The sequence below is a fragment of the Nocardia sp. NPDC057440 genome, assembly GCF_042802915.1.
GTDB lineage: Bacteria > Actinomycetota > Actinomycetes > Mycobacteriales > Mycobacteriaceae > Nocardia.
In genome coordinates, this window is record NZ_JBHVDF010000014.1 from 202,687 (window position 1) to 227,662 (window position 24,976).

General features: G+C 65.6%; 24 protein-coding genes. 12 read left to right on the top strand and 12 right to left on the bottom strand.

Annotation, left to right across the window (positions count from 1 at the left end; all coding sequences use genetic code 11):
• Window position 1: 1 nt before the first annotated feature.
• On the bottom strand, window positions 2-520 hold the full coding sequence (locus ACFU4Z_RS26790; RefSeq protein WP_379067703.1) for a hypothetical protein: 519 nt from the start codon (window positions 518-520) through the stop codon (window positions 2-4).
• A gap of 5 nt (window positions 521-525) precedes the next feature.
• Complete coding sequence (locus ACFU4Z_RS26795) at window positions 526-813, bottom strand: UvrD-helicase domain-containing protein (RefSeq protein ID WP_379067706.1); 288 nt, start codon at window positions 811-813, stop codon at window positions 526-528.
• A gap of 322 nt (window positions 814-1,135) precedes the next feature.
• Between ACFU4Z_RS26795 and ACFU4Z_RS26800 the strand changes: the two genes are divergently transcribed.
• Together ACFU4Z_RS26800 and ACFU4Z_RS26805 are read left to right on the top strand one after the other, a co-directional pair.
• The gene (locus ACFU4Z_RS26800) at window positions 1,136-3,415 is read left to right on the top strand and encodes a DUF262 domain-containing protein (RefSeq protein WP_379067709.1); all 2,280 of its coding nucleotides are present in this window, start codon (window positions 1,136-1,138) and stop codon (window positions 3,413-3,415) included.
• Window positions 3,416-3,633: 218 nt separating this feature from the next.
• Window positions 3,634-5,217 (top strand): serine hydrolase, encoded by a 1,584-nt coding sequence (locus ACFU4Z_RS26805; RefSeq protein WP_379067711.1) that lies wholly within the window; start codon window positions 3,634-3,636, stop codon window positions 5,215-5,217.
• Between the two features lie 92 nt (window positions 5,218-5,309).
• Here ACFU4Z_RS26805 and ACFU4Z_RS26810 read toward each other — a convergent pair whose 3' ends face one another.
• Together ACFU4Z_RS26810 and ACFU4Z_RS26815 are read right to left on the bottom strand one after the other, a co-directional pair.
• A complete protein-coding gene (locus tag ACFU4Z_RS26810; RefSeq protein ID WP_379067714.1) occupies window positions 5,310-5,459 on the bottom strand; it encodes a hypothetical protein in 150 nt (49 codons plus the stop codon).
• Between the two features lie 32 nt (window positions 5,460-5,491).
• On the bottom strand, window positions 5,492-5,905 hold the full coding sequence (locus tag ACFU4Z_RS26815) for a DUF5997 family protein (protein WP_379067717.1): 414 nt from the start codon (window positions 5,903-5,905) through the stop codon (window positions 5,492-5,494).
• A gap of 252 nt (window positions 5,906-6,157) precedes the next feature.
• Here ACFU4Z_RS26815 and ACFU4Z_RS26820 point away from each other — a divergent pair, with 252 nt between their 5' ends.
• Together ACFU4Z_RS26820 and ACFU4Z_RS26825 are read left to right on the top strand one after the other, a co-directional pair.
• The gene (locus ACFU4Z_RS26820) at window positions 6,158-7,084 is read left to right on the top strand and encodes a LysR family transcriptional regulator (RefSeq protein ID WP_379067720.1); all 927 of its coding nucleotides are present in this window, start codon (window positions 6,158-6,160) and stop codon (window positions 7,082-7,084) included.
• A 294-nt stretch (window positions 7,085-7,378) separates the two neighbouring features.
• Window positions 7,379-7,921, top strand: a complete 543-nt coding sequence (locus ACFU4Z_RS26825) for an RNA polymerase sigma factor (RefSeq protein ID WP_379067723.1) — start codon at window positions 7,379-7,381, stop codon at window positions 7,919-7,921.
• Window positions 7,922-8,515: 594 nt separating this feature from the next.
• Here ACFU4Z_RS26825 and ACFU4Z_RS26830 read toward each other — a convergent pair.
• Window positions 8,516-8,830, bottom strand: coding sequence for a hypothetical protein (locus tag ACFU4Z_RS26830; protein ID WP_379067726.1), 315 nt, complete (start codon window positions 8,828-8,830; stop codon window positions 8,516-8,518).
• A 141-nt stretch (window positions 8,831-8,971) separates the two neighbouring features.
• Window positions 8,972-9,241, bottom strand: coding sequence for a DUF2631 domain-containing protein (locus ACFU4Z_RS26835; protein ID WP_379067729.1), 270 nt, complete (start codon window positions 9,239-9,241; stop codon window positions 8,972-8,974).
• An 86-nt stretch (window positions 9,242-9,327) separates the two neighbouring features.
• On the opposite strand from ACFU4Z_RS26835, the gene dxr reads away from it, so the two are divergent.
• From dxr to ACFU4Z_RS26860, 5 genes are all read left to right on the top strand, one after another.
• Complete coding sequence (gene dxr, locus ACFU4Z_RS26840; protein WP_379067731.1) at window positions 9,328-10,467, top strand: 1-deoxy-D-xylulose-5-phosphate reductoisomerase; 1,140 nt, start codon at window positions 9,328-9,330, stop codon at window positions 10,465-10,467.
• A 286-nt stretch (window positions 10,468-10,753) separates the two neighbouring features.
• Window positions 10,754-11,956, top strand: coding sequence for a M50 family metallopeptidase (locus tag ACFU4Z_RS26845; RefSeq protein ID WP_379067734.1), 1,203 nt, complete (start codon window positions 10,754-10,756; stop codon window positions 11,954-11,956).
• Between the two features lie 166 nt (window positions 11,957-12,122).
• Window positions 12,123-13,280, top strand: coding sequence for a flavodoxin-dependent (E)-4-hydroxy-3-methylbut-2-enyl-diphosphate synthase (gene ispG, locus ACFU4Z_RS26850; protein WP_379067737.1), 1,158 nt, complete (start codon window positions 12,123-12,125; stop codon window positions 13,278-13,280).
• A gap of 58 nt (window positions 13,281-13,338) precedes the next feature.
• Window positions 13,339-14,202 carry a GNAT family N-acetyltransferase gene (locus ACFU4Z_RS26855; protein WP_379067739.1) on the top strand — a complete coding sequence of 288 codons (864 nt, stop codon included), beginning with the start codon at window positions 13,339-13,341 and terminating at the stop codon, window positions 14,200-14,202.
• Between the two features lie 64 nt (window positions 14,203-14,266).
• A complete protein-coding gene (locus ACFU4Z_RS26860) occupies window positions 14,267-16,057 on the top strand; it encodes a penicillin-binding transpeptidase domain-containing protein (RefSeq protein WP_379067742.1) in 1,791 nt (596 codons plus the stop codon).
• A 340-nt stretch (window positions 16,058-16,397) separates the two neighbouring features.
• Here the strand turns inward: ACFU4Z_RS26860 and ACFU4Z_RS26865 are convergent, their stop codons facing one another.
• Window positions 16,398-17,540: a BTAD domain-containing putative transcriptional regulator gene (locus ACFU4Z_RS26865; RefSeq protein WP_379067744.1), complete on the bottom strand. Its 1,143-nt coding sequence runs from the start codon at window positions 17,538-17,540 to the stop codon at window positions 16,398-16,400.
• Window positions 17,541-17,740: 200 nt separating this feature from the next.
• The gene (locus tag ACFU4Z_RS26870; RefSeq protein ID WP_379067747.1) at window positions 17,741-18,238 is read right to left on the bottom strand and encodes a peroxynitrite isomerase; all 498 of its coding nucleotides are present in this window, start codon (window positions 18,236-18,238) and stop codon (window positions 17,741-17,743) included.
• A gap of 181 nt (window positions 18,239-18,419) precedes the next feature.
• On the opposite strand from ACFU4Z_RS26870, the gene ACFU4Z_RS26875 reads away from it, so the two are divergent.
• Window positions 18,420-19,721, top strand: coding sequence for a TIGR03118 family protein (locus ACFU4Z_RS26875; RefSeq protein WP_379067870.1), 1,302 nt, complete (start codon window positions 18,420-18,422; stop codon window positions 19,719-19,721).
• A gap of 229 nt (window positions 19,722-19,950) precedes the next feature.
• Here the strand turns inward: ACFU4Z_RS26875 and ACFU4Z_RS26880 are convergent, their stop codons facing one another.
• Together ACFU4Z_RS26880 and ACFU4Z_RS26885 are read right to left on the bottom strand one after the other, a co-directional pair.
• Window positions 19,951-20,451, bottom strand: a complete 501-nt coding sequence (locus tag ACFU4Z_RS26880; protein WP_379067750.1) for a hypothetical protein — start codon at window positions 20,449-20,451, stop codon at window positions 19,951-19,953.
• Between the two features lie 77 nt (window positions 20,452-20,528).
• The gene (locus ACFU4Z_RS26885) at window positions 20,529-21,935 is read right to left on the bottom strand and encodes an APC family permease (RefSeq protein WP_379067753.1); all 1,407 of its coding nucleotides are present in this window, start codon (window positions 21,933-21,935) and stop codon (window positions 20,529-20,531) included.
• A gap of 98 nt (window positions 21,936-22,033) precedes the next feature.
• Between ACFU4Z_RS26885 and ACFU4Z_RS26890 the strand changes: the two genes are divergently transcribed.
• Together ACFU4Z_RS26890 and ACFU4Z_RS26895 are read left to right on the top strand one after the other, a co-directional pair.
• Window positions 22,034-22,855 carry an ABC transporter permease gene (locus tag ACFU4Z_RS26890; protein ID WP_379067755.1) on the top strand — a complete coding sequence of 274 codons (822 nt, stop codon included), beginning with the start codon at window positions 22,034-22,036 and terminating at the stop codon, window positions 22,853-22,855.
• Window positions 22,852-23,676 (top strand): ABC transporter permease, encoded by an 825-nt coding sequence (locus tag ACFU4Z_RS26895; protein ID WP_379067758.1) that lies wholly within the window; start codon window positions 22,852-22,854, stop codon window positions 23,674-23,676. The genes ACFU4Z_RS26890 and ACFU4Z_RS26895 overlap by 4 nt, the downstream gene beginning before the upstream one ends.
• Here the strand turns inward: ACFU4Z_RS26895 and ACFU4Z_RS26900 are convergent.
• Both ACFU4Z_RS26900 and ACFU4Z_RS26905 read right to left on the bottom strand, forming a co-directional pair.
• On the bottom strand, window positions 23,673-24,533 hold the full coding sequence (locus ACFU4Z_RS26900) for a helix-turn-helix domain-containing protein (protein ID WP_379067761.1): 861 nt from the start codon (window positions 24,531-24,533) through the stop codon (window positions 23,673-23,675). The genes ACFU4Z_RS26895 and ACFU4Z_RS26900 overlap by 4 nt on opposite strands.
• A gap of 39 nt (window positions 24,534-24,572) precedes the next feature.
• Entirely contained in the window at window positions 24,573-24,941 is a 369-nt protein-coding gene (locus ACFU4Z_RS26905; RefSeq protein WP_379067764.1) for a hypothetical protein, read from the bottom strand.
• Window positions 24,942-24,976 lie beyond the last annotated feature (35 nt).

Sequence of the window (24,976 nt, forward strand, 5' to 3'; positions counted from 1 at the left end):
GTCAGGCTTCCCTGATGCCGATCCACACGTAGTCCCTGGCGCGGGTGATCGCGACCAGTTGCCGGCGTGCGGCGATCGCGGCGCGATCGCGCTCAGGCCCGGTGAGCGGTTCTGGCGGGCGGGGTTCCGCGGGGTGTAATACGGCGGCGAAATCGAGGCCCTTCGCCCGATGAATCGTGCCGACTTTCACTGCATCGCAGGATGTTCCGTCGTAGTTCTCCAGCAGGCAGATGGGAATCCCGACTGCTTCCAGCGCCCCGGCCAGTCGTTCGGCCATCGTGCGCGTAATGGTCAGTACGGCAATGTCCGACAACTGTTTGCCGCAGGTGCGGACGGCGTCGACGAGCCCGGCTTCGAGGTAGTTATTCGGCCCACGCCAGGTGACAACCTCCCCGTCCGGCAGAGTGGCTTCGGCATCACGCAGGAGGACGACGGGCTCGTTGTCGAAGTCACCGAGCGAGTTCACCGCGTCTATCTGTGCGGCGTGTGCCCAAATACGTTGCCGGTTACGATAATTCACTCGCATCACCGCGCCCCGGCCGCGCAGGCTGGTGCCAGCATCCGCCAGCCGCCGGCGTAGACCTGTTGCTGGCCGTCGCCGAGTAGCAGCAGCGAACCCGCGCTGTCGCCGCCGGCGATGGCGTGTGCCAGCCGTAGGCCGGCGAGAGTCATATCCTGTACCTCGTCGACAACGGCCATCTCATACGGATCTGCGGGTTTGTTCTGAATCTCGGCCAATGCGAGGCTGATGACATCGCTGTAGTCGGATACCGCGAGTTCGCGCAGGCTGCCTTCGCTACCTTGGCCTGCCACCTTCGAGAAGCATCGCCGAGCATCGATCCCCCTTGTATCGAACTACGCCGAACCTTCGACGGTAGGGACGAGGACCGGGGAGCGAGGAGAGTTCGTCACTTTCGGATGGAACAGTTACTTGCACTTGCGAACTGAGTGCCGGAATGTTGTCGGTCTGCTACCCGAATGTGCTGTTGATGCTTGCCAACCGCACCGCGAAGGGATAGAACGTTGGTTACCACAGCCGACGGGGGATTATGCGGTCGCCCAGGGGATTTCGGACAGCGGGGCCAGGCCGCATTGTTGCGTAGTCGGTCCGCATGCAACTCGGTCAGGAGTGCAGTTGTCTCCGACTCTCTATCGGAACACCGGCTACACGCTCTTTCAACTCATCGAAGACATCAAGTCCGGACGGGTCGCGCTGCCCGACATTCAGCGACCGTTCGTATGGCCGTCGGTGAAGGCGCGCGACCTGTTCGACTCGATGTACCGCGGCTACCCCATTGGTACGTTGATGTTCTGGGAAACCGGTGCCGAGGTCGGTAGTCGGCAGATCGGGCTGACGGACGCCGAACGCGCACCCCAACTGCTCATCGTCGATGGTCAGCAGCGGCTGACGTCCTTGTTCGCGGTACTGACCGGTCGTAGCGTGATCACGAAAGGTTTCGAGGAGAAACGCATTCGGATCGCGTTTCGTCCGGAAGACCAGGCCTTCGAGGTCACCGATGCTGCGATCGAACAAGACCCACAGTTCATCCCGGACATCACCGCGCTCTGGACCGACGGGTACCGCGCCACCGCCCGTAACTTCCTCCGACGCCTCCGCGACGCTGGCAAAGTGCAATTGACCGAGGCCGAGGAGGATTCGCTCGAGGACCGGATCAACCGCGTGCACGACCTGCGCGACTTTCCCTTTCAGGTAGTCGAACTGGCGGCTGGTGCGGGTGGTGAACAGGTCGCGGAGATCTTCGTCCGCATCAACTCACAGGGCGTCAAACTCAATCAGGCAGACTTCATCCTCACACTGATGTCGGTGCACTGGGAGAAGGGGCGACGCGATCTCGAGGAGTTCAGTCGCGCGTCAGTGGACCCATCGGTTCGCGGCGCCGGTCCCCGTAACCCGTTCATAGATCCGAGTCCCGACCAGATGCTGCGCGTCGCAGTCGCTTTCGCCTTCCGACGGGCTCGCCTCCAGTACGTGTACAACATCCTGCAAGGCAAGGACCTCGAAAGCGGCGCGGTGGGCGCCGAGCGCCGCGACGAACAGTTCGGTCGGCTGGCCGCCGCACAGGAACGGGCTTTGGACCTCGGCAACTGGTTCGAGTTCCTGAAGTGCCTGAAGTCGGCCGGTTTCCGTAGCAAGAAGATGATCACCTCGGAGAACGCGTTGCTCTTCTCCTATGCGCTGTGGCTGATCGGCCGGTTCGACTTCGGCCTTGACCTGCAATCGCTCAGACCTGTCATCGCGCGTTGGTTCTTCATGGCGCACACCACCGGCCGCTACACATCATCGCCTGAGTCCCAACTCGAGTCGGATCTCGGCCGGATCGCTGGACTGGCACCCTCCGATGGGTCCGCGTTTGTCGCCGAACTCGACCGTATTGTGCGGGCGAACTTCACCAACGACTACTGGGAAATCTCGCTTCCCAATAAGCTCGACACCTCGGCGTCACGGTCGCCTGCTCTGTTCGCGTACCTCGCCACACTGGATCTGCTGGACGCGGAAGCGTTGCTCAGTACGGTCCGTGTGCGGGACCTTCTCGACCCCGGCTATACCCCACCGCGCGCCATCGAGCGCTGGCATCTGTTTCCACGCCGACATCTCGAGCGAAGCGGCGTCGCCGGCGCCAAACTTGTCAACGCGATCGCGAATATGGCCTTCATCGACTGGCCTGATGGCAGAGCGATCAGAGATGCCGCACCCACCGATTACTGGCCGCGACTGACAGCGAATCTTCCGCCCGAGCAGCTGGTCCGGCAAACCAAACTGCATGCCCTGCCTATCGGTTGGGAGCAGCTGGACTACCAAAGCTTCCTCGAACGTCGCCGAGCGTTGATTGCCGCGGTGGTCCGTAAGGGCTTCGCCACCTTGTGGGGCGAGCGCACCGTACCTCAACCATTGACTGCCGCAGAGCTGATCGAGGCAGGTGAATCGCAGACCGTCGAATTCAAGTCGACTGGCTTCCTCAACATGCAGACCCGAGAACTCGATCCCCAGAGGCAGTACGTGATCGTCAAGACGGTATGCGGTCTGCTCAACGCCGAAGGCGGGTCGTTGTTCATCGGCGTGCACGACAGCGGTAGCCCGCTGGGAATCGCGGACGACATGGCGGTGCTCGGGACTGCACCGAACCCCGACAAGTACGAGCTGCGACTGCGCGAGATGATCGAGCTCAATCTCTCCGCCACCACAGCGGCGACCGTGCGTATCTCGTTTCCCCAGGTGAAGGGCACGATGGTGTGCCAGATACACGTGGCTGCGGCCGCTCGGTCAGTCTTCGTCACACCCACACAGAAATTGGGTGGGCGAGGTGGATCGGAGTTCTGGGTTCGACGGGGAAACGCGACCGTTCAGCTTCATGGAGAGGATATGGAGCGGTACAAGGAGGAGCACTGGGGGTGAGCGCGGTAGGTGCCGGGCGCAGATGCGGTGAGGCCGGTCTCGGCCAGTATCGCTGCTGGTGCTCGCAGGCAGCCGAGTGCCTCGGAGGAGCTGGCATTCGCTGGCGCTGGGATCACTCGCGCAGTGTCAGCGTGAGTTGGGATGCGTTTGCTGGCTCAGTGCCGATACATCACTGAACGACGCACGGCAGAGCCGTTCACGGACTACCGTCATGATCCATGACTCGTCGTGGACGTTGGTTCTCAGCGATAGTCGCTGTCGTCGCCGTGCTGCCTGTGAGCTGCAGTTCATCGACGACAAGCGGGTCGGGTAGCGCCACGGCGACGACAGCGCAACTTCCGCCCGACCAGGTCTCCGGCCTCGCATTGCCCGACCGGGCCGTAGAGGTTGCCGTGGAGAAACTGGATGGCCTTGTCGCGTCGTTGATGGCGGACACCAAGATTCCAGGTATGGCGGTCGCTGTGGTGCATGGCGGGAAGACGGTGTACAGCAAGGGTTTCGGCGTTCGTGAAGTCGGGCGCGACGATAAGGTGGATTCCGACACGGTGTTTCAGCTTGCTTCCGTGTCCAAGTCGCTTGCGGCGACCGTGGTGGCGCATCAGGTGGGGGCGGGATCGGTCGGGTGGGAGATGCCGGTCGTGTCGAAGCTGCCTTGGTTCGCGTTGCGTGAACCGTATGTGACAGCGAATGTCACGATCGGTGACCTCTTCGCGCATCGCAGCGGGCTGCCCGACCATGCGGGTGATCGATTGGAGGATCTGGGTTACGACCGCAGGCAAGTGCTCGACAAACTGCGTATGGACCCGCTTGATCCATTTCGAATTACCTACCACTACACCAACTTCGGACTGACTGCCGCAGCCGAGGCGGTCGCCGAAGCCGCAGGCGCCGAGTGGGCCCAGCTGTCGGCCGACGTGCTCTACACCCCGCTCGGAATGAGCTCCACCAGTTCACGATTCGATGACTACAAGGCGAGATCCAACCGTGCGGTTGGGCATATGTCGGTCGATGGGAACTGGGTCGCGCAGGCGGTACGGAATCCGGATGCGCAGGCACCTGCGGGCGGGGCCAGTTCTTCGGTGCGCGATATGGCGCAGTGGCTTGCCATGATGCTCGGCACGGGTGAGGTCGGAGGGAAGGTGATCGCGCCCGAGTCGGCGCTATTGCCTGCGATCACACCGCAAGTGGTCTCTGGCCCGCCGACCGCGCCCGCCGCGCGGGCCGGTTTCTATGGGTATGGGTTCAATGTGTCCAGTACCTCGGCTGGTCGCGTCACCTATAGTCACTCGGGCGCTTTCGCGTTGGGGGCGGCTACCAACTTTCTGGTCATACCGTCGGCCGACGTGGCCATTGTCGCGCTGACCAACACCGCGCCGATCGGAGTTCCGGAAACCCTGACCGCCGAGTTCGCCGACCTCGTGCAATACGGCAAGGTGCGCGAAGACTGGCGTGCGCTCTACCGGCATGCGCTCGCGGGGATGGGTAAGCCCGAGGGGGAGTTGGCCGGCAAACAGCCGCCTGCGAATCCGACTGCGCCGCAACCACTCGCGTCCTATGCCGGAACCTATGCGAACGACTATTGGGGACCCGCTGCGGTGTCGGATGTCGGCGGCACACTGGTGCTCGCACTGGGTCCTGCCGGACAGACGTATCCATTGAAACACTGGGACGGAGATACGTTTGTCTTCACGCTGAGCGACGAGAACGCCCCGCCGGGGACCATCTCCAAGGCGACATTCACGGCCGACGCGCTCACGCTCGAGTATTTCGACGAGGACGGACTCGGGACGTTCAAGCGATGACATTCGCGATGTAGGTCGACCTCGCCAGAACACCGGAGGGCCGGTCGGCAACCGAGGCGATAGGTGCTGGCAGGTGACGGTCGCTGAGTCGGTCATATCTGCGGATCCGGGTGCAGCTGAAGGCTCTCGGCGGTTCGTTTGCCGATCGCGGCGCTCAACGCGTCGAGTTCGGCCAGTACGTCGAGTTCGGCCAGTACATCGGTGGCGGCCCAGATACGGATGCACGTGCTTTCCGACAGCACATTCGTACTGACAGGCAGGCCTGACCGACGCTCTAGCGGTAATTCTTCGCAGGCCGGTTCGTCGCCGCACGCCGCTCGGCCTGCTGCTCCTTGATGCGCTCGTTCTCCTTCAACACCGTGGCGTAGCTTTCGCGCTCGCGGATCAACCACTCCGGCGGGTCAGCGAGCAGGGCGGTGATTTCTTCGGTGGTGAGGGCGTCGGATACGTCGGCGCGGGCCAGGCCGGTGTTGGAGACGCCGAGTTTACGGGCGACCACGTCGCGGGGGAAGGGACCGGTGCGGCGGAGTTCGGTCAACCATTCCGGGGGGTTGGTGCGGAGCTCTTCGAGGTCGGCACGTGAGATCGGCGAGTTCCGGAATTCTTCGGGCGCCGCCGGAAGGTAGATGCCGAGCTTGTTTGCCGCGGTCAGCGGCTTCATGGTCTGCGGTTTCTTGTCCGGGCTCACCGATACAGCCTAATGGGCGTCGTCGGAGGTAGTTCGTCCGGAGTCTGCTCTGGGTGAGGGTGAGGGTGAGGTTTGCTGGTCGGCACCAGGTGCGGTTGGTCTGGAACCTGCGCTGGTCCCTCGGCCATCGCCCGATGGGAGCACTTGGGAGCGGTTCGTCCGGAGTCCGCGGTGCGCGGGAGGGTGGGCGGGACAGCTGCGTGTCTGCCCCGCTCGCAGGTCGTGACCAGTCCGGGCAATACTCTTGACCGAATGAGCCGGTTCGAGTCCATCGACGTAGCGCGGCTGCGCTGGTTTGTTGCGGTTGCCGAGGAACTGCACTTCGCGCGGGCGGCCAAGTCGCTGAACATCGCGCGCCAGAAGTTGAGCCAGACGGTGATCGATCTGGAGCACGAACTCGGGACCAGGCTGTTCGTGCCGGGGGCGCAGCCGACGCAGCTGACCGACGACGGACATGAACTGCTGCGGAAGGCGCGGGAGCTGATCGCTCGCGCCGATGAGCGCGCCGCAGCGCCGGTCGCCACGGATACCCCTGGGCTGCGTGTCGGTTTCGTGCCCGGCGTCACTGTGTCCAAATGGACCCGGATCTGGGGTGAGCGATTCCCGGATACTCCGCTCGACGTGGTCGCGATCGCGGCGGCCGAGCAGTCGGCGGCGTTGCGTGACGGGCGCGTCGATCTCTGCTTCGTTCGCCTGCCCTTCGACAGCGACGGCATGAGTGCGATTCCGCTCTACCGCGAGCTCCCCGTCGCCGTGGTGTCCAAAGACCACCCGCTCTCGGTGTTCGAGCAGGTGAGCACGCCGGACCTGGCCGACGAACAGCAGCACGACGCCACCGATATCGATGCGGCGGGAAGCACCATCGAACTGGTTGCGGCAGTGGGTGGCTTCGCCATCGTCCCGCATTCGATCGCCCGCCTGCATGCCCGCCGTGACCTCGTCTACCGAACCGTCACCGACGTTCCCGACACCGAGATCGTGCTGGCCTGGCCGACCGATGGGACAACTGAACTGGTCGAAGAGTTCGTTGGGGTCGTTCGCGGCCGCTCGGAACGAAGCTCGCGATCACCCGCCGCGCGCAGTAAGCCCGTTCAGCAGCCGAAGAAGACCCCACCCAAACGAGCCACCGGGCGCCCCACACCGTCCAAGAAGAAGCCCGCCAAGCGCCGGGGACGCTGACGGCGTTCGGCACATTCGGCTGCGGAGTACGAGGTCGCCCAGCGGGTTCCTACAGTGCGGCCGAGCACGGCATGTTTCGGCCAATGAGGACGAGCACTGGACTCGATGGGCAGTCGGGCCCGTCATCGGATGCGAATCCTTTCGGATCGCTCATGTCTCTCATACTTGTGTCGGCAACACCGTCGGCACGAGATCGGGAGGTTGTTGTGATCATTGCCGCGATTGTCGTTGGTGTGCTTGCCGTCTGTGCGTGCAGTGTTGCCGTGCTGCGGAAGCGGGGGTCCCGTGGCTGACGTGCGCTGGCCGGATGAGCATCTGGTGGCTGCGGCGCAGTCGGGGGATACCGAATCGATTGCCGCCCTGGTATCGGGGGCGCATCCGCATGTCCGACGGTTCGCCTACTCGCTGTGTGCCACGCCGGAGGACGCCGAGGATGCTGCGCAGGAGGCGCTGATCATCCTGTATCGCAAGATCGGGACATTGCGCGCGTCGGGTGCGCTGGCGTCGTGGATGTTCCGGATCGTTCGCAACGAATGTCTGCGCCAGTTGCGCCTGATGTCGCGCCGCTCCGAACCGGTCTTCGACGAAGGCGCGGTGTCGGCGGAGGACGCGGCGATGCATCGCCTGGAAGCCGAGCGGGTCGCGGCGGCGATTGCGGCATTGCCCGGTGATCAGCGGCGAGTGCTGATCATGCGGGACGTTCAGGGCTACAGCGGTCGTATGGTCGCGGATCTGCTCGGGCTCAGCACCGCGGCGATGAAGTCACGGCTGCATCGAGCCAGGTCGGCCGTGCACCACACCTTGCAGGATCCGATGTACGGAGGCACCGATGACTGAGGGGCAGGCAGTGCCGGCAGGCCCATTCGTCACCACTTGGATTGCGGTGCAGTGGTATTCGGCGTTCGGAGCTGGGGAATGAATGGTGAGTCCAGCTTTGCGAGCAAGTCTGTCCCACGTCACTTGGTCCGTGGCGCAATAGGGTTCGGCGCCTTGGTGAGTTCGGTGGCGTTGCTGCCGGTGACCGGGCCGTTGAGCGTGCTGTTGGCACCGGTCGGTCTGGTTGTTCTCCGTGGTTGTCCGACCTGTTGGGCGATCGGGTTGGCCCAAACCATTTCGAGGGGTCGTCTGCGGCGGTCGTGTGTAGATGGTCGCTGTCAGCTGACGGTCACGGCTTCCGGGGTGGGCAGCGGCGGGGAACGGGCTGGTTGAAATGGGTCCGGCCTGAACGGCCGTGCCACTGATGGACACCAGTTCCCGGATCGTGTGGCGGCAGGGTCTGGTTGAAGCGGACGGCCGCTGTCGGCCGGCCCGATCTCCCCGGTGGGGTGGCCGGCAGCCAGGGCCTGGCTGAAGCGGATTGCGTAACCGGCCCCAGCTGTGTCACCGAGCTGCCGCCGGCGGCCGAATCCGGGCCGCCACCTCTGCGGCTGATCAGCCTGCGCAGGATCGGTTGAAGTCGACCGTCGCGGCTGCCATATCGGGGACCTTGTCATCGACCAGCGCGCGTGCGTATGCGGCGATCGCGTCTTTGTCGGTGCCGCTGGCGTTGACAGCCAAGAGTTTTGTGGACAGTGAGTTCGCTGTCTCGGGATCCAGATTCCCGCCGGACTCGGTGATCGCAGCATTGATCAGATCGATGGCGGTGCTGCACGCCGTCGACTGCGCTTGCGCGGGTCCGGCGGGCAGGAACAACAGCGTTCCTACGGTGGTTGCGCTGAGCATGGTGGTCGCCAGGATTCGGTTCATGGCCGGAGACCGTACCCCACCGAGGCGGCGCTGCGGCGCGTCTTGCGCTGTAGCGCACCGGGTCTCGGGATCACGGGCGCGTTGCTGCCGCGCACCCGCGTGGCGGATGCGCGGCGGGCGATCGTGGCGAGATCAGCCCAGTTACCTCGGCTTGCGACGCAGAATCGAGTCGCGGATCAGAATGCCCGCGATGGCAAGGGCGAAGCCGACGAGGAAGACGTCTTCGACCCGGCCCTTGTGGTTGCCGATGGTCATGGCCAGCAGGATGAACGCGACGATCCAGCCCGCGGCACGGAAGGTCCGGCGGGACTCGCCGCTCCAGCCCCAGGCGGCGGACGGAACCTCGGCGGTGTCCACACGGGTGAGGACGCCGCTGTCACTGTGGGTGGTTTCGAGTTCCGTGGCGGCCACGATCGCTCCTTGGTGGGTCGAATACTTGTCGATATCGTGGCATACGACCGGTCGTCGTAGCCAGCAGGCCCTGCCACAATGGGGCCGTGTCCGACATTGTGAGAGTCCTACTGCTCGGCAGCACCGGTTCCATCGGGACCCAAGCGCTCGAGGTGATTGCGGCCAATCCCGACAAGTTCGAGGTGGTCGGCTTGGCGGCCCGCGGTGGTAACACCGAGTTGCTTGCCGCGCAGATGGCCGCGACCGGCACTCGCAATGTCGCTGTCGCCGACCCGGCCGCGGCACAACAGCTCGACCTCGCTCTCGGTGGTCCGGGTGCGGTGACCGAGCTGGTGCGCCGCACCGAGGCTGATGTGGTGCTCAACGCACTGGTCGGCTCGCTCGGCCTCGAACCGACCCTCGCCACGCTGCAGTCGGGCACCAGGCTCGCGTTGGCGAACAAGGAGTCGCTGGTCGCGGGCGGATCGCTGGTGACGCGTGCCGCGGCCCCCGGCCAGATCGTTCCGGTCGATTCGGAGCATTCGGCGCTCGCGCAGTGCCTGCGCGGGGGTCGGGCCGACGAGGTCGACCGCCTGATCTTGACCGCGTCGGGCGGTCCGTTCCGCGGCTGGACCGCCGAAATGCTCGAATCGGTGAACCCCGCCGAGGCGAAGGCGCATCCGACCTGGTCGATGGGTTTGATGAATACGTTGAATTCGGCGTCGCTGATGAACAAGGGTCTGGAACTGATCGAAACCCATCTGCTGTTCGGCATTGCCTACGACCGGATCGACGTCACTGTGCACCCGCAGTCGATCGTGCACTCCATGGTCACCTTCACCGACGGCTCAACCCTGGCGCAGGCCAGCCCGCCGGATATGAAGCTGCCCATCGCGCTGGCGCTCGGCTGGCCGGATCGGGTGCCGGGCGCCGCTGCGGCCTGCGATTTCAGCACAGCATCGACGTGGGAGTTCGAGCCGGTCGACAACGCGGTGTTCCCCGCTGTCGAGCTGGCCAGGCAGGCGGGCATGGCGGGCGGCAGTGTCACGGCGGTCTACAACGCGGCCAATGAGGTTGCGGTGCAAGCCTTCCTGGACGGCGCCATTCGGTTCCCCGACATCGTGCGCACCGTCGCGCGCGCGGTCGACGCGGCGCAACAGTGGCGCGCCGACCCGGAAACGCTGCACGAGGTGCTCGCTGCCGACACCTGGGCGCGGGACTACGCCAGGGCGCTCGTTCACGCCTGACCGGCACACTTCCAGGGAATCGCCGACGCGCTCCGCGCCGAGCAGGCCGCCGCCCGGCAACTCGGGATGCGCGGGAGGTCGGTGCGACCGCAATGGGCGCGGGTTCGAAGGGATCGGGCGCGCCGTTTTACGGCGGCCTGGCAGACTGAGCCGAGAGAGTCGGCCGAGGTCCGGTTACTGTTGTCGGAGTGCTCGCGACCATGACCGGACGCGTGCGTGCGGTACTCGCGACTGTGGTCGCATTTCATCGAGGCGAGCTGCGCAATGCAGGAGGGCTGTAAACCACATGGTGTTCGCGTTGGGGTTCGTGCTGTTCGCCCTCTGCATCACGATATCGGTCGCGTTGCACGAATGTGGGCACATGTGGGCCGCGCAGGCGACCGGCATGAAGGTGCGCCGCTACTTCGTAGGCTTCGGCCCGAAGATCTTCTCCTTCCGGCGCGGTGAGACCGAGTACGGGCTCAAGGCGCTGCCGCTCGGTGGTTTCTGCGATATCGCGGGCATGACCGCGCTGGACGAGCTGGCGCCGGAAGATCTCGACCGGGCGATGTACCGGCAGGCCACCTGGAAGCGCCTGGTGGTGATGTCCGGCGGCATTGCGATGAACTTCCTGCTCGGCTTCATCCTGGTGGTCATCCTCGCGATCGGCTGGGGGCTGCCGCGCTTCGATCAGCCGCCCGCCACCTCCATCGGCAAGATGAGCTGTGTCGCGCAGCAGAATGCGGACGGCACGCTGCAGGCATGCAGCGGCGCCGGCCCGGCACAGCAGGCCGGGCTGCAGACCGGCGACGTGGTGACCGCGGTCAACGGGGTGAAGGTGAAGACCTGGCCGGAGTTCCAGGCCGAAACCCAGAAGCAGAACGGACCGTTCGCCTACACGGTCGAACGCGACGGGCAGACTCTCACAATTCCGGTCAATCCGGACCGGGTGGTGCGCTATCCGGCCGATGGTGGGCCCGGCCGTGAGGTGAGCGCCGTCGGCGTCGGCTCCGAGTACTACGAACCCGTGAAATACAATGTGCTGGCGGCGATTCCGGCCGCAGGCGCATTCACCGGTGACATGTTCGTGCGCACGTTCCAGTCGCTGGCTCAGATGCCGCAGAAGGTGACGGCGCTGTGGACCGCGGTGACCGGCGGCGAGCGTGACCCGGAAACCCCGGTCAGCGTCTACGGTGCGAGCAAGATCGGCGGCGAGACCGCCGAGCGTGGGCTCTGGAACCTGTTCATCCTGGTCTTGGCCAGTCTGAATTTCTTCCTCGGCGCATTCAACATCCTGCCGCTGCTGCCGCTGGACGGCGGGCACATCGCCGTGGTGCTCTACGAGAAGCTGCGCAATTCCATCCGCGGCTTGAAGGGCCTCGCGCCAGGCGCCCCTGTCGACTACCTGAAGCTGCTACCGGTGACCTACGTCGCGGTGGTGATCGGCGGTGCGTACATGGTGCTCACGCTGGTCGCCGACATCATCAACCCCATCAAACTGTTCCCCTGACGCCGACATCGGTCGCCCACTTCAGCTGTTCGCCCTGACGCGGTACCCTGTCGCGGGCACCGGGGGATAGCAACATGTCATGGTCGTCACAGGGTCAGCGGCTGCCGCGCGACTAAGCTCGGTAGGCGAACGGCTCACCAGAACGCACGAAAGTAGGCAGCCGGAAGTGACCAGCACAATCGGATTGGGGATGCCGACCGCACCTGCGGCCGTTCTCGCGCCACGTCGCAAGACCCGCCAGCTGATGGTCGGCGGTGTCGGCGTCGGCAGCGATCATCCGATCTCGGTGCAGTCGATGACCACCACCAAGACCCACGACATCAACGCGACCCTCCAGCAGATCGCGGAACTGACCGCCTCCGGGTGCGACATCGTGCGTGTGGCCTGTCCCCGCCAGGAGGACGCCGACGCGCTCGCCACCATCGCCCGCAAGAGCCAGATCCCGGTCATCGCCGATATCCACTTCCAGCCGCGCTACATCTTCGCCGCGATCGACGCGGGCTGTGCGGCGGTGCGCGTCAATCCCGGCAACATCAAGGAGTTCGACGGTCGCGTCGGCGAGGTCGCGAAAGCCGCAGGCGCCGCGGGCATTCCGATTCGCATCGGGGTGAATGCCGGTTCGCTGGACAAGCGGATGCTGGAGAAGTATGGCAAGGCGACTCCCGAGGCGCTCGTCGAGTCGGCGCTGTGGGAAGCGAGCCTGTTCGAGGAGCACGGCTTCGGCGATATCAAGATCTCGGTCAAGCACAACGACCCGGTGATCATGGTCGAGGCATACCGGCAGCTCGCCGCGCAGTCCGACTATCCGCTGCACCTCGGTGTGACCGAGGCGGGCCCGGCGTTCCAGGGCACGATCAAGTCGGCGGTGGCGTTCGGTGCGCTGCTGGCCGACGGCATCGGTGACACGATCCGGGTGTCGCTGTCCGCGCCGCCCGCGGAAGAGGTCAAGGTCGGCGGGCAGATCCTGCAGTCGCTGAACCTGCGCCCGCGCAAGCTGGAGATCGTGTCCTGCCCGTCCTGCGGCCGCGCCCAAGTGGATGTGTACACCCTGGCCAACGAGGTCACCGCCGGGCTGGAGGGCATGGAGGTGCCGCTGCGCGTCGCGGTGATGGGCTGTGTGGTGAACGGTCCCGGTGAGGCCCGTGAAGCCGACCTCGGCGTCGCGTCCGGCAACGGCAAGGGCCAGATCTTCGTCAAGGGCGAGGTCATCAAGACGGTGCCGGAGGCATTGATCGTGGAGACGCTGATCGAGGAGGCCATGCGCTTGGCCGAGCAGATGGGCGAGGACGCGGGTGCGGGGGAACCGGTCGTCACGGTCGGCTAGGTGTTGCTATTCGGCATCGGCATATCACATCTGCGCGATTCGTGGCAGGCTGTCATTCGTGCGGAGTCTGCTGGAGCCGGCGCGACGGGCGAAGTTTGCCCCCGCGCGTCAGCTCGCGAACCGGGATCTGGCACAGGTCCTGAGAGTGCTCGATACCGATCCGGTCGCCTCCTGCATGGTCGCCGCGCGGCTGCAGGAGTTCGGGCTGGAAACCGGTAGCGGGCAGGGCGAGCTCTGGAGCCGTGGCGGCCCGTCGGAGTCGCTGTGCTTCTCCGGCGCGAACATGGTGCCGCTGCTCGGCGATCAGGACGCGTTGCGCGCCTTCGCCGATCGGGCGGTGCGCTGGCCACGCGTGTGCTCCTCGGTGGTCGGGCGTCGAGAGCTGGCGCTGCCGCTGTGGGAGATGCTCGCCTCGCATTGGGGACCGGAGCGGGAGGTGCGTGGTGAGCAGCCGCTGCTCGCACTCGGCCAGCCCGCGCTCGCGACCGCTGATCTCGAGGTCCGCCGGGTCCGCCCCGACGAATTGGACCGCTACCTCAACGCGGCCATCGCCATGTTCATCGAGGAGGTCGGGGTCGACCCGCGCGCGGGCGATGGCGGTCGTGGCTACCGTCGTCGGATCGCGAGTCTGATCGGCTCCGGGCGGGCTTGGGCTCGGTTCGAGGACGGCGAGGTCGTATTCAAGGCCGAGGTCGGTTCGCTGTCTCGGCGCACCGGCCAGATCCAGGGCGTATGGGTGCATCCGGAACGCCGCGGCGCGGGCCTCGGCACCGGCGGCACGGCAACGGTCGCCAATGCGGTGGTCGCCTCCGGACGGACCGCGAGCCTGTATGTGAACGACTACAACAACATTGCCCGCCGGGCCTACAGCCGGGTCGGCTTCCGCCAGATCGCCACCTTCGCCACGGTCCTGCTCGATTGAACTTCGACCGAACATCGGTGCGCCACAGGCATTTGCTCGCGATTGGCTATTAACATCGGTGCCGATGTCGACTCGCATGCTCATCCCGCTGGCTGTCGCGGTGCTCGCCGCCACGGCGGGGAGCGGCTGTTCGGCGCGCCCGCAGGGGCCGGTCCCCTCGGCCGATGCTTTCGTCTCGGCCTTCGCGGACCGCGATCTCGACACGGCGGCGCAGCTCACCAGTCAACCCGAGAAGGCAACCGCCGCTTTGGGTTCCGCATGGGATCAGCTCCAAGCCGAACAGTTGATCGCGCACACCGGCGCGGCCAGGGTTACCGGCGACACCGCGACTGTCGACTACACCTACGAGTGGCGGCTGCCCAAGAACCGGACTTGGCGCTACACCGGCCAACTGCAGATGGGGCGCAGCGACGGACGCTGGATGGTGCGCTGGACTTCCTCGGATATCCATCCGAAGCTCGGCAACACCCAGACGATGGCGCTGCGCGCCAACCCCGCGCCCCGCGCCAGGGTCAACGAGCAGTCCGGCAGCGACGTGCTGGTGCCCGGCAAAGTCTCCCGTATAGCGTTCACCGCGACGGCCGCCTCCGACCAGCGCTTCGTGGCGACGTCACTGGCCGCGGCGCTGCGGCGGTTCGACGAACGGCTGACACCGGAGGTCATCCTGGGCGCGGCGCGATCCGCCGACGGCGCCTATACCGTCGCGCTGTTGAGCGAGAACGAATTCGACGAGGTGAGCGCGGACCTTATCGGCTTGCCCGGCGTGACGCTGAGCCAGCAATGGGACATGGTCGCCACCGACCGGAATTTCGCGCCGGATCTGCTCGCTCAGGTCCGCAAGACGGTGATCGCCGAGGTGGACGGCAAGGCGGGGTGGAGCGTTGTCACGATGAACGCCAACGGTGCCGACACCGACGTGCTCACCGAGGTGGCCTCGCAGCCGGCGCCGTCGTTCTCGCTGAGCGTGGACCGGTTCGTGCAGAATGCCGCGCAGCGCGCCGTGGATGCGCGCACCGAGCAGACCATGATGGTGGTGCTGCGCCCCTCCACCGGCGCGATTCTCGCGGTCGCGCAGAACAAGGCTGCCGACCGGGACGGCCCGGTCGCGACCATCGGACAGTATCCGCCCGGCTCGATTTTCAAGACGGTCACCGCGGCCGCCGCGATGTCGCGCGGAATGGCCACGCCGGACACACTGCTGCCCTGCCCGAGCCGAATTGTGATCGGGGAGCGCACGATTCCCAACTACAACCTGTTCACCCTCGGCGAGGTGCCGATGGCGACCGCGTACGAGCGCTCCTGCAACACCTCGTTCGCGAAGATGGCCAGCCAGCTGCCGGGTGACGCGCTGCACGCGACGGCCGCGAAACTGGGCGTCGGACCCGGCTACACGATCGCCGGGCTGCCGGCCACGTCGGGTTCGGTGCCGCTGTCGGATGACCTGATCCAGCGCACCGAGGACGGAATCGGCCAGGGCAAGGTGGTGGTGAGCCCGTTCGGGATGGCGGTGATGGCGGCGACGATCGCGCACGGGTCGGCGCCGGTGCCGTTTTTGATCTCCGGTCGCACCACCGCGATCGAGGGCGAACGCCCGGCCATCGCACCCGAGGTGATCGACGGGCTGCGGACGATGATGCGCAAGGTGGTCACCGGCGGCACCGCCGAACGCATCGCCGACCAGGGCGAGGTGTTCGGCAAGACGGGAGAGGCCGAGGTCGACGGTGGGTCGCACTCGTGGTTCGTCGGCTACCGAGGCGATATCGCGTTCGCCACGCTGCTGGTCAGGGGCGGCAGCTCCGACCATGCGGTAGCGGTCACCCGCGATATGTTCACGGTGCTGCCCTCGGGGTACTGACACTCGTCGGCCGACACCGATAGCTTTACCCGGTCGCCGCGCTCATCCACGATCGGTGCGGCCCGCCCGGCGTCGCCGCTGTCGAGTGCCTGGATCGTGGCAGCGCCGCCCAGGATGAGACCGGCGGTGGCGAGAATGGTGGTGGAACGCTTCATGTTCGGCTCCTTCGGGTCAGGGGCAATCGACGGAGAAGGGAACGAGCGGTCCCGCGAAGGGTGTTTCGCGAAGAGTTGTCTGATTGTTTGCTGCCCTGTGAACGGTAGACCGAAATCAGCCGGGCGGGCAAGGTCGAAGTTCCCCGCCCCACATCAGGGCTTCGATATGTGCCGTAGCTCACATTTTATCGAGGTGGTTTCGGGTTCCTGCGATCGGGCATCTCGTACTGGATCACGGTGGACCCGATCCTGATCACATCGCCGTCGCACAGGGCGGTGTCGGCGCCGATCGGGGACCCGTTCAGGTAGACCCCGTTGGCCGAATCCCGGTCCCTGATGAACATGCCGTCCGGCCTGGCCAGGATGCGTGCGTGTTTGCGGCTGACCCATGAGTCGTCGAGCACGACGTCGTTGTCGGGATCGCGGCCGATGCGCAGCCCCGCTGCTGGGACGGCGATCGGCTCGTCGTCACCGACCCGTAGCCACGCCTGGCGGCGGAGGTCGGGCAGGTCCCTTGTCGTCGCGCCCGGCGACGAGGAGAGCGTCGGCAGCGTCTGCTGGCTGCGGACCGCCTCCTCCAGTGCGACGGTTTTCGGGTCGGGGTCGATGCCCTGCTGGTCGGCGAGATTGCGGCGAATGCGCAGGCAAGCGGTCAGCGCGTCGGCCTGACGTCCGCTGCGGTACAGCGCGGTGATCAATAGCCGCCATAGTCGTTCGTTCACGGTGTGTTCGGCGGTCAGCGCGGCGAGCTCGCCCAGTATCGCGCCCTCACGCCCGCAACCGATGTCGGCGTCGAAGCGGTCGGCCACTGCATTCAGCCTGCGCTCGTCCATATCGGTCGCGAAATTGTCGGCGAAGCGCAGCATGCGAAGTCCGGCGACGGCTTCGCCGCTCCATTCCGACAACGCGTGTGCGAAACACTCCGCCGCAGTCTCCAGGTCGCCGGTGCGCAGGGCCAGTGTCCCTTGGTTGCGCGCGCGTTCGAATCGGCCGACATCACACTGGTCTTCGCTGATGTCGAGGAGGTATCCGTCGCCGACCGTGCGCAGGATGGTCCGGTCGTCCACCCCGGCCGCGCGCAGCACGGTGCGTAGATTCGAGACATAGGCGTAGAGGCCTTCGACCGATCGGCTCGGCGGACCTTCGTCCCAAATTCCCTTGGCCAGAGTTGTTTTCGCCACGGCGTTGCGTCGATTGATGACCAGCATCGCGAGCAGGGCGCGAAGTTTGGCGCCACGTAGCGCAATCGCGCGACCGTCGAAGAGCAGGCGCACCGGTCCGAGCACCCGTAGATCGAGTGCCACTCGTCCGATACCCGCAGCCGCCACGTTCTCGCCTCCGAATCACTCAGTGCGCGGAGCTGTTTCGCACGCATCGAGCGCCGTGCGATCGGTCCCAGCATACGCATTGACCCGGAAACGGTACTCGTGCATCCGAAATCTGTTGTGTGCCAATCATGTTAAGTACTGAACCAGGAAGAATTCGTGATCGGCTCGCGGCCGGATCCCACCCGGAACCGGCCCGCGCCTCAGGCCCGGTGCAGCGTTGCGGCCAGGTGGTGCTGGAAGTCTTGGCCGACGGCGGCCATCCGCAGCGTGTAGTCGATGGTGTTGCCGGACAGCCGGATCGAGCGGCCGAGCGCGGTCACCAGTTTCGCGGTGCTGCTGCGGCCGATGCTCGTCGAGTCCAGCTCCATGTGCACCTCGCCGTCGGTGACCGACAGCGCGCCCTCACAGATTTCGGTAATGCCGGTCGGGTGGGCGAGGATCAGCTCCACCCGGTCCGGTTGCGGACAGCGCAGATAACCTGTTTCGGCGTGCATCGGCCTGCTGCCGTCGGCGGAGCGGGTGCGTTGGCGATACGTGAGGAATGGCCGGCCGAGATGGCCGAATTTGATTTCCTCCACATAGTCGAACGGCTCGATGGTCGGATATTCACCGTGCCCTGGGCCGCGCCACGTGCCGAGCAGCGGCGCCAATGGTGCGATATCGGGATGAGGAGCAACGGGGGTTTGGGGTTCGACCACGGCGGACAGCCTAAACCCGCGAATGGTGGGGTGTTCCAATACTCCCTAAATTTCGTCAGGCTAAGGTTAGCATCGCCTAATCGCCAAGAGGGTGGCGGGCGGCTGAAAGGACAATGAGTTGAACGGACGCTGGAGTGAATTGCGCCGAAACGGTGCGTGGCGATCGGGGACCCGAGATGGTCTGTTGCGCGTATCCGTACTCGGCGCGGCGCTGGTCGTCGCGGCCGCATGCTCGGATTCGAAGTCGAACGACGAAGTGCCTGCCCTCGATGGCAATCACTACACGCAGACCAACCTCGCCGCCAGCAACGCCGAGTACAAGGCCGAGTTCACCTTCCCCGACATGGTGAACGCGTGGGGCCTTGCCGACCGCCCGAAGGGCGCAGGCGGTCACTTCTGGGTCGGTGGCGGCGGTAAATCGTTCCAGTTCGTCGGCGATGTGACAGCATCCTCGGACCCCAAAGTGCAGAAACTGTTCCAGGATCCGCTGAAGATCGTCACCATTCCCGGCGCCGATTCCGACACTTCCGACAACAGCATCGGCAAGACCACCGGTGTCGTCTTCAACGGCGCTCCGATCACCTCCGACCTGTTCGTCGTGCGCGATCAGCCGGTCGAGGTGGACGGCGCACCGCAGCTGCTGACCGGTTCGTCGCGGTTCATCTTCGCCACCGACTCCGGCAAGATCGCGGCCTGGACCGAACTCGGCCCGGAGGGCCAGATCGTCCGAGCCGACGGCCCGGCCAGCCTGATGTTCGACGGCCAGCCGCAGGGCATGCAGTTCTTCGGCATCGCGCTCGCACCCTCGGGTGACAAGCTGCTCGCCGCCGATTTCGGCGCCGACCCGCAGGTCCGCACGTTCGACCAGAACTGGCAGCTGATCCCGACCGCAGGTTTCGCCAACCCGTTCGCCACCGGCGACCAGATCGACCCGGCCGCCCCTGACCAGGGCAAGAAGGCCAAGCCGGGCGACCCGGCCCCATTCAATGTGACCACCGTCGGCAAGCGGGTGTTCGTCTCCTACGCCGCCACCAAGCCCGACGAGCAGGACGCGACGAAGTTCGATGCGGGCGAAGAGGATTCCCTCGACAAGGACCAGGAGAAGGACGCCAAGGGCAAGCCGGCCAAGGGCAAGGTCGCCGAGTTCGACGAGACCGGCAAGCTGGTCCGCATCCTCGACGACGGCAGCCGCCTCAACGCCCCATGGGCTGTCACCGTGGCCCCCGCCGACTTCGGCCCGCTCAGCGGCAAGCTCCTCGTCGGCAATTTCGGCGGCGCGGGCTACGTCCTCGCCTACGACGACACCACCGGCAAGTTCGTCGACTACCTGCGCGACGACAGCGGCAAGCCCGTCGAAATCGAGGGTCTGTGGGCCCTGATGTTCGGTAACGGTGAAAGCCTCGGCGACGCCAACTCCCTGTACTTCACCGCAGGCCCCGACGACGAAAAAGATGGTCTCTTCGGCAAACTCCGCCTGAAGTAGCCCAGCACAAACTAGGCGGCTCCCGACCATCGACGGGAGCCGCCTTCGTCGTATCCCGGCCACCCGCTGAGAGCTTCGGCGAATGTGACACGGTTGCGGTTACTCGATGTTTGCTGCAGAAGTGTCCAGTTCAGTGTGGGTATCGGGGATGGGGGAGGATGACCGAGGGTGGGGTGTGGTCGGGAGGCGCGGGTTCGGCATTCGGCCCGAGCGCGGGCGAGGCCGCCGCTCAGCGGTTGCGGCCGAACAGCCGGAAAGACCGACTCTTTCGCTGTGGCAGCGTCGCGTACACCATTGTCATATCGGCGAACACCTCCGCTTCGCGTTCGCGTTCGGTGCCGAAGTCGCTGCGGCCGAGGATATGCCGGATCGATACCGGCGACAGCGAGGGCAGCAGCGCGGCCAGGGTCGGTGGCAGCGGTGTCGCGGGATCGGAGTCGTCCTTGCCGTGTCCGAACAGCATGTGCCCCACCTCGTGCAGGACGATGTGGTCGGCATCGCGCTGGGAGGTGTCGGCGTCGTAAACGATGATGTCGTCGTGTTTGCGCGCGACCCACAGTCCGCTGCCGCGGCAGCCGGTCTCCGCGAGTATCCCGGCCGGGACGGGGTGGAGCGAGATCGAGCGGCCGCGATGTGCGGCGACACTCGCCAGGTAGGCCGACAGGTTCCATGGGCTGGGGAGGGGCACGGTCCGGGCAGCGTCGCGGAATCGGGCTTCCATGCTGGTCATCGCGGCTCACATTACCGATACCCTGGTCGGTCGTCATCTTACGATTTCGGACAGACCCGTCGTGATCGACTCGAACGTCACACAATTCGATCGTCGTCGGGCCTCGGCGTTTCCTCGGCCGGGAGTTCGGTGGGCAGGCGCCGGATCGCAAAGTGGTTGAGCGCCCACAGTCCGACGCCGATGGCGAGCAGTACGCCGGCGATCGTGTACTGCTGCGGGTTGCGATCGGTCCATGGGGTGACCAGGAATCCGCAGGCCACCACACCAATGACAGGCAGCACGGTGGGTGTGTGGAAATGTTTGTGCGACACAGTGTCTCGGCGCAACACCAGCACCGCCACATTGACCACCGTGAAAACGGCGAGCAGCAACAGCGCTGTGGTGCCGCCGAGTTCGGGCACCTCGCCGACGAACGCGATCAGCCCGAGGGCGAGCACGGTGGTGAAAGCGATGGCGATGTAGGGGGTTCGCCGCCGTTGGTGTACCCGGCCGAGCGGACGCGGCAGCACGCCCTGCCGGGCCATCCCGTAGAGCAGACGGCTGGCCATCAACATATTGATCAGCGCCGAATTGGCGACCGCGAACATCGTGATGAACGCGAAGATGTCGGTGGGGAAGCCTGGCGCGCCCATCTCGACGACCTGCAGCAGCGGAGTATCGCCCGCGCCGAGTTGATCGGTGGGGACCAGCGCGACCGCCGTGATCGAGACGAGCACGTAGATCGTCCCGGTCATGATCAGACCGCTGAGCAGGACCTTCGGGAAGATGCGGCTCGGCTCCTTGCACTCCTCGGCCATATTCACCGAGTCCTCGAAGCCGACCATCGCGTAGAAGGCCAGCGTAGTGGCCACGATGACGCCGCCGAGTGCGGTGCGATTGCCGGTCTCGAACTCGGTGATGCGCCCGAAGTCGCCGTTGCCGAACCCGAGGGCCCATAGTCCGATGCCGATAACGATCAACAGCCCGGTCAGTTCGACGCAGGTGAGCAGGACGTTCAGTTTCACGCTCTCGCTCACACCACGCAGATTGATGGCCGCGACCACGGCCATGAAGGCCAGTGCTATCAGGGTGATGCCGATACCGGTGCCGAGGTCGAGTTCGAAGGCTTCGGCGAAGTTGGCGGCGAAGGCGCGCGAGGCGGTGGCGGCCGAGGTGATTCCGGAACTCATCACGGTGAACGCGACCATGAAGGTGAGGAACTGGATGCCGAAGGCCTTGTGGGTGTAGAGCGCGGCGCCCGCGGCGTGCGGATATTTGGTGACCAGCTCCAGGTAGCTCATGCCGGTCAGGAGCGCGATCAGGAAGGCGACGAGGAACGGCACCCACACCGCGCCGCCGACCTCGTTCGCGACCTTGCCGGTGAGCGCGTAGATCCCGGTGCCGAGGATGTCTCCGACGACGAACAGCAGTAGCAATCCCGGTCCCATCACCCGCTTCAGGCTTGGTTCCTGCGTAGTGCCGGATTCGGCGTCGGTACTGGACATGTTTGATATGTACCCGTTGGGCGTGCAAATTAGTCGGCGGTTATGTGTCGTGTTGGCCGCCGCGGGGCGCGAGTGTCACGCACGATGGACGTGTGCAGATGAGCAGCGATCGGTTGGTCGCCGCGCGGCGACCGCATACCGCACCGGTGGCGCAGTGGTGGGTGCTGGCGCGGCGGCTGATCCGGCCCTCGTGGCGCAACGGTGAACTGTTCACCGCTGTGCTGGCGCCGACGCTGTTCACCCTCGGCTTCTACACGCCGCTGAATCTTGTGATGTCCGTCTACGGCCACGGGCTGAGCAGCTATGCGCAGTTCCTGATGCCGATGATCGTGATGCAGGCGGCTGCCTTCTGTGCGATCTCGGCCGCCTTCCGCTCGGCCACCGATGCCAAGGACGGCCTCGACCAGCGGTTCGGGTCGATGCCGATGCCGGCGGTGATGCCGCTGGCCGCGCGCGTCACCGCGGCGCTGTATCGGGCGTTGGTCGCTTTGTCGGCGGCGCTGGTCTCCGGGCATGTCATCGGGTTCAGATTCTATGGAGGCTGGTGGCACACACTGGGTTTCCTCGGCTATGCGTTCTTGATCTCCTTGGCGTTGTGCCTCGGCGCCGACCTGCTCGGCAGCCTCGCCAAGCGTCCCGAGGTGACCGCCCAGTCGCTGATCCTGCCGCAGCTCATCTTCGGCATGGTATCGACGGGCTTTGCGCCTGCCTCCCAATTCCCGGCCTGGATACAGGGTTTCGCGCGTAACCAGCCGGTGTCGCAATTCGTGAACGGGTTGCGCGCGCTGGCGGGTGATTCGACACCCAATGCGGGCGCGGTGGACTGGTCGTCGCTCTGGCCGCCGCTGGCGTGGGCGCTCGGTCTTGCCACGGTGTTCGGTGGCGCGGCCACGATCGTGGCGATCCGGAGGTCGGCATGACCTCGGCGCCGACGCAGGTGGTGGCCTTGACGAAGGTGGCAGGCGCCACCGAGACCTGGCGACTGTTTCTGCCGCAGACGATGATTCAAACCAAGCGGCTGCTGATGCGATGGTGGCGGGATCCGCTGACGATCATTCAGTCGCTTGCCTTCCCCGCGCTGTTGCTGATCATGCTCAACACTATTCTCGGTCGTCAGATTTCGTCGTTCGCCGGCTCCAATGCGCTGTACGGGTCGGTGCCGATGGTCTCGCTGGTCGGTGTGATGGCGGGGTCGGTGGCCGGCGCCGTCACCCTCGGCAGTGAACGAGACCAGGGACTGCTGGCCAGGTTCTGGGTGCTGCCGGTGCACCGCGCCTCGGGGCTTGCGGCACGGATCGTGGCCGAGGGGGTGCGCATCCTGGCATGCACGCTGGTGTTGTTCGCGGTCGGAGTGGCGCTCGGGTTCCGGTTCGAGCGCGGGGCGGCGGCCGGTATCGCGCTGCTCGGTGTGCCGATGCTGTTCGGGCTCGCGTTCGCGACGATGGTTACCGCCGTTGCGGTGTTCTCTGCGAAAGCCGCTCTGGTGGAGGCAGTTTCGCTGGGATCATCGCTCCTGATGTTCTTCTGCACCGGGTTCGTGCCGCTGATCGCCTATCCGGCGTGGGCACAACCGATCGTGAAGCATCAACCGATGACCTACGCCATCGATGCGATGCGCGGACTGTCGCTCGGCGGCCCCGTGCGCACGCCCTTACTGGCGACCATTGCCTGGTCGGTCGGCGCGATCGTGGTGTTCGCGATCCCCGCCGCTCTCGGCTACCGGCGCGCCAGCCGCGCCTAGCGCATGTGCGCCGCGGCCTCGTTGATGAGGCTGACGGAGTCGCGCGGGCTCAGGGCCATGGCGCGCAACTGGTCGAAGATCACGCCGAAGCGGCGGATTTCGGTGTGACCCTCGATCAGTTCGTCGCCCGCGATGCCTTCCACGTACACCAGTTCCGGGTCGGCCGGGTTGGGGAAGTCCAGCAGTGTGAAGGATCCGGCCATGCCGGGGTGCGCGCCCGCTCCGAACGGCAGGATCTGCAAGATCACGTTCTTCTTCTTGATCTCCTCGAGCAGTCGCGTGAGCTGCCCGTTCATGACCTCGGGTCCACCGACCATCCGGCGGATGGCGGCTTCGTCGAGCACCACCCATAGTTCGAGCGGATCGGTCTTGCTCAGTACGGCGGCCCGGTCCAGCCTGGCCCTGGCGCGGCGTTCCAAAGCCGATGCCTCCAGCTTCGGCATGGAGGTATCGATGACCGCGATGGCGTATTGCTCGGTCTGCAACAGCCCTGGGATGAACGAGGTTTGGTAGTGCCTGGCCGAGAGCGCCTCGGATTCGAAGTTGATATAGGCGGCGTACACATCGGTCAGGCTGGCCTCGTACGGTCGCGACATGCCGGGCTTCAGGGCGTCCGACAGCAACTCCAGCGCGTCCTCGCGCTGCTGCTCGGTGACGCCGTATAGGTCGAGCATCGCCATCAGGGTGCGTCGCTGCGGGCGAGCCTGAGCGGTCTCGATGCGGTAGAGCGTGGTGATGTTGATCCCGGTCTTGCTACTGACTTCCTCTTTGCTGAGACCGGACTGTTCGCGCATGTCGAACAGCAGCACCGAGAGTCGGCGCAGTCCCGCGGTCAGGACCGTCCGCTTGCCTGCCATGACATTTACCCCTTCGCCGGGCGTCCTACACGGAACGCACTACTGCGTTCGCACATCGGTAAGAGTCCACCCAGTCCAGCAGATCCACACCGAGAACGTGGTCATTTCGGCCGAGCTTACCGCCACCGATCCTGCTAGCCGCGTGCCGACAGTTCCAGGCTGGCGGGTATTGCCGCGAACGCGCCGTGCAGCCGCTCGATGAAGGTCTTCCGCCCGCCTTCCCGTCGTGGCGGACCGGTCCCAGTCCGGCTCGAGCGCTGTGGCGGCCTCGATCAGCGCATCACGCAGCTCATCGATAAGGATGCCGGACAACTCGCGATCCGCCAGTGCGGCAAGGTAATTCGACCAGATATCGGTTTCCGCATCGCCGGTATGACGCAGTGGGGCCCGCCGCAGTCGAAGCGGCATCGAACACGCCGGTCGAGACCGGACTTGTCGCCGAA

Bases quoted from the DNA above. Each gene is read 5' to 3' on its own strand.
- ACFU4Z_RS26830 (WP_379067726.1), bottom strand. From the start codon at position 8,830: ATGAACCGAATCCTGGCGACCACCATGCTCAGCGCAACCACCGTAGGA.
- ACFU4Z_RS26895 (WP_379067758.1), top strand. From the start codon at position 22,852: ATGACCTCGGCGCCGACGCAGGTGGTGGCCTTGACGAAGGTGGCAGGC.
- ACFU4Z_RS26905 (WP_379067764.1), bottom strand. From the start codon at position 24,941: ATGCCGCTTCGACTGCGGCGGGCCCCACTGCGTCATACCGGCGATGCG.
- ACFU4Z_RS26890 (WP_379067755.1), top strand. From the start codon at position 22,034: ATGAGCAGCGATCGGTTGGTCGCCGCGCGGCGACCGCATACCGCACCG.
- ACFU4Z_RS26880 (WP_379067750.1), bottom strand. From the start codon at position 20,451: ATGACCAGCATGGAAGCCCGATTCCGCGACGCTGCCCGGACCGTGCCC.
- ACFU4Z_RS26845 (WP_379067734.1), top strand. From the start codon at position 10,754: ATGGTGTTCGCGTTGGGGTTCGTGCTGTTCGCCCTCTGCATCACGATA.
- ACFU4Z_RS26860 (WP_379067742.1), top strand. From the start codon at position 14,267: ATGTCGACTCGCATGCTCATCCCGCTGGCTGTCGCGGTGCTCGCCGCC.
- ACFU4Z_RS26820 (WP_379067720.1), top strand. From the start codon at position 6,158: ATGAGCCGGTTCGAGTCCATCGACGTAGCGCGGCTGCGCTGGTTTGTT.
- ACFU4Z_RS26900 (WP_379067761.1), bottom strand. From the start codon at position 24,533: ATGGCAGGCAAGCGGACGGTCCTGACCGCGGGACTGCGCCGACTCTCG.
- ACFU4Z_RS26885 (WP_379067753.1), bottom strand. From the start codon at position 21,935: ATGTCCAGTACCGACGCCGAATCCGGCACTACGCAGGAACCAAGCCTG.
- ACFU4Z_RS26805 (WP_379067711.1), top strand. From the start codon at position 3,634: ATGACTCGTCGTGGACGTTGGTTCTCAGCGATAGTCGCTGTCGTCGCC.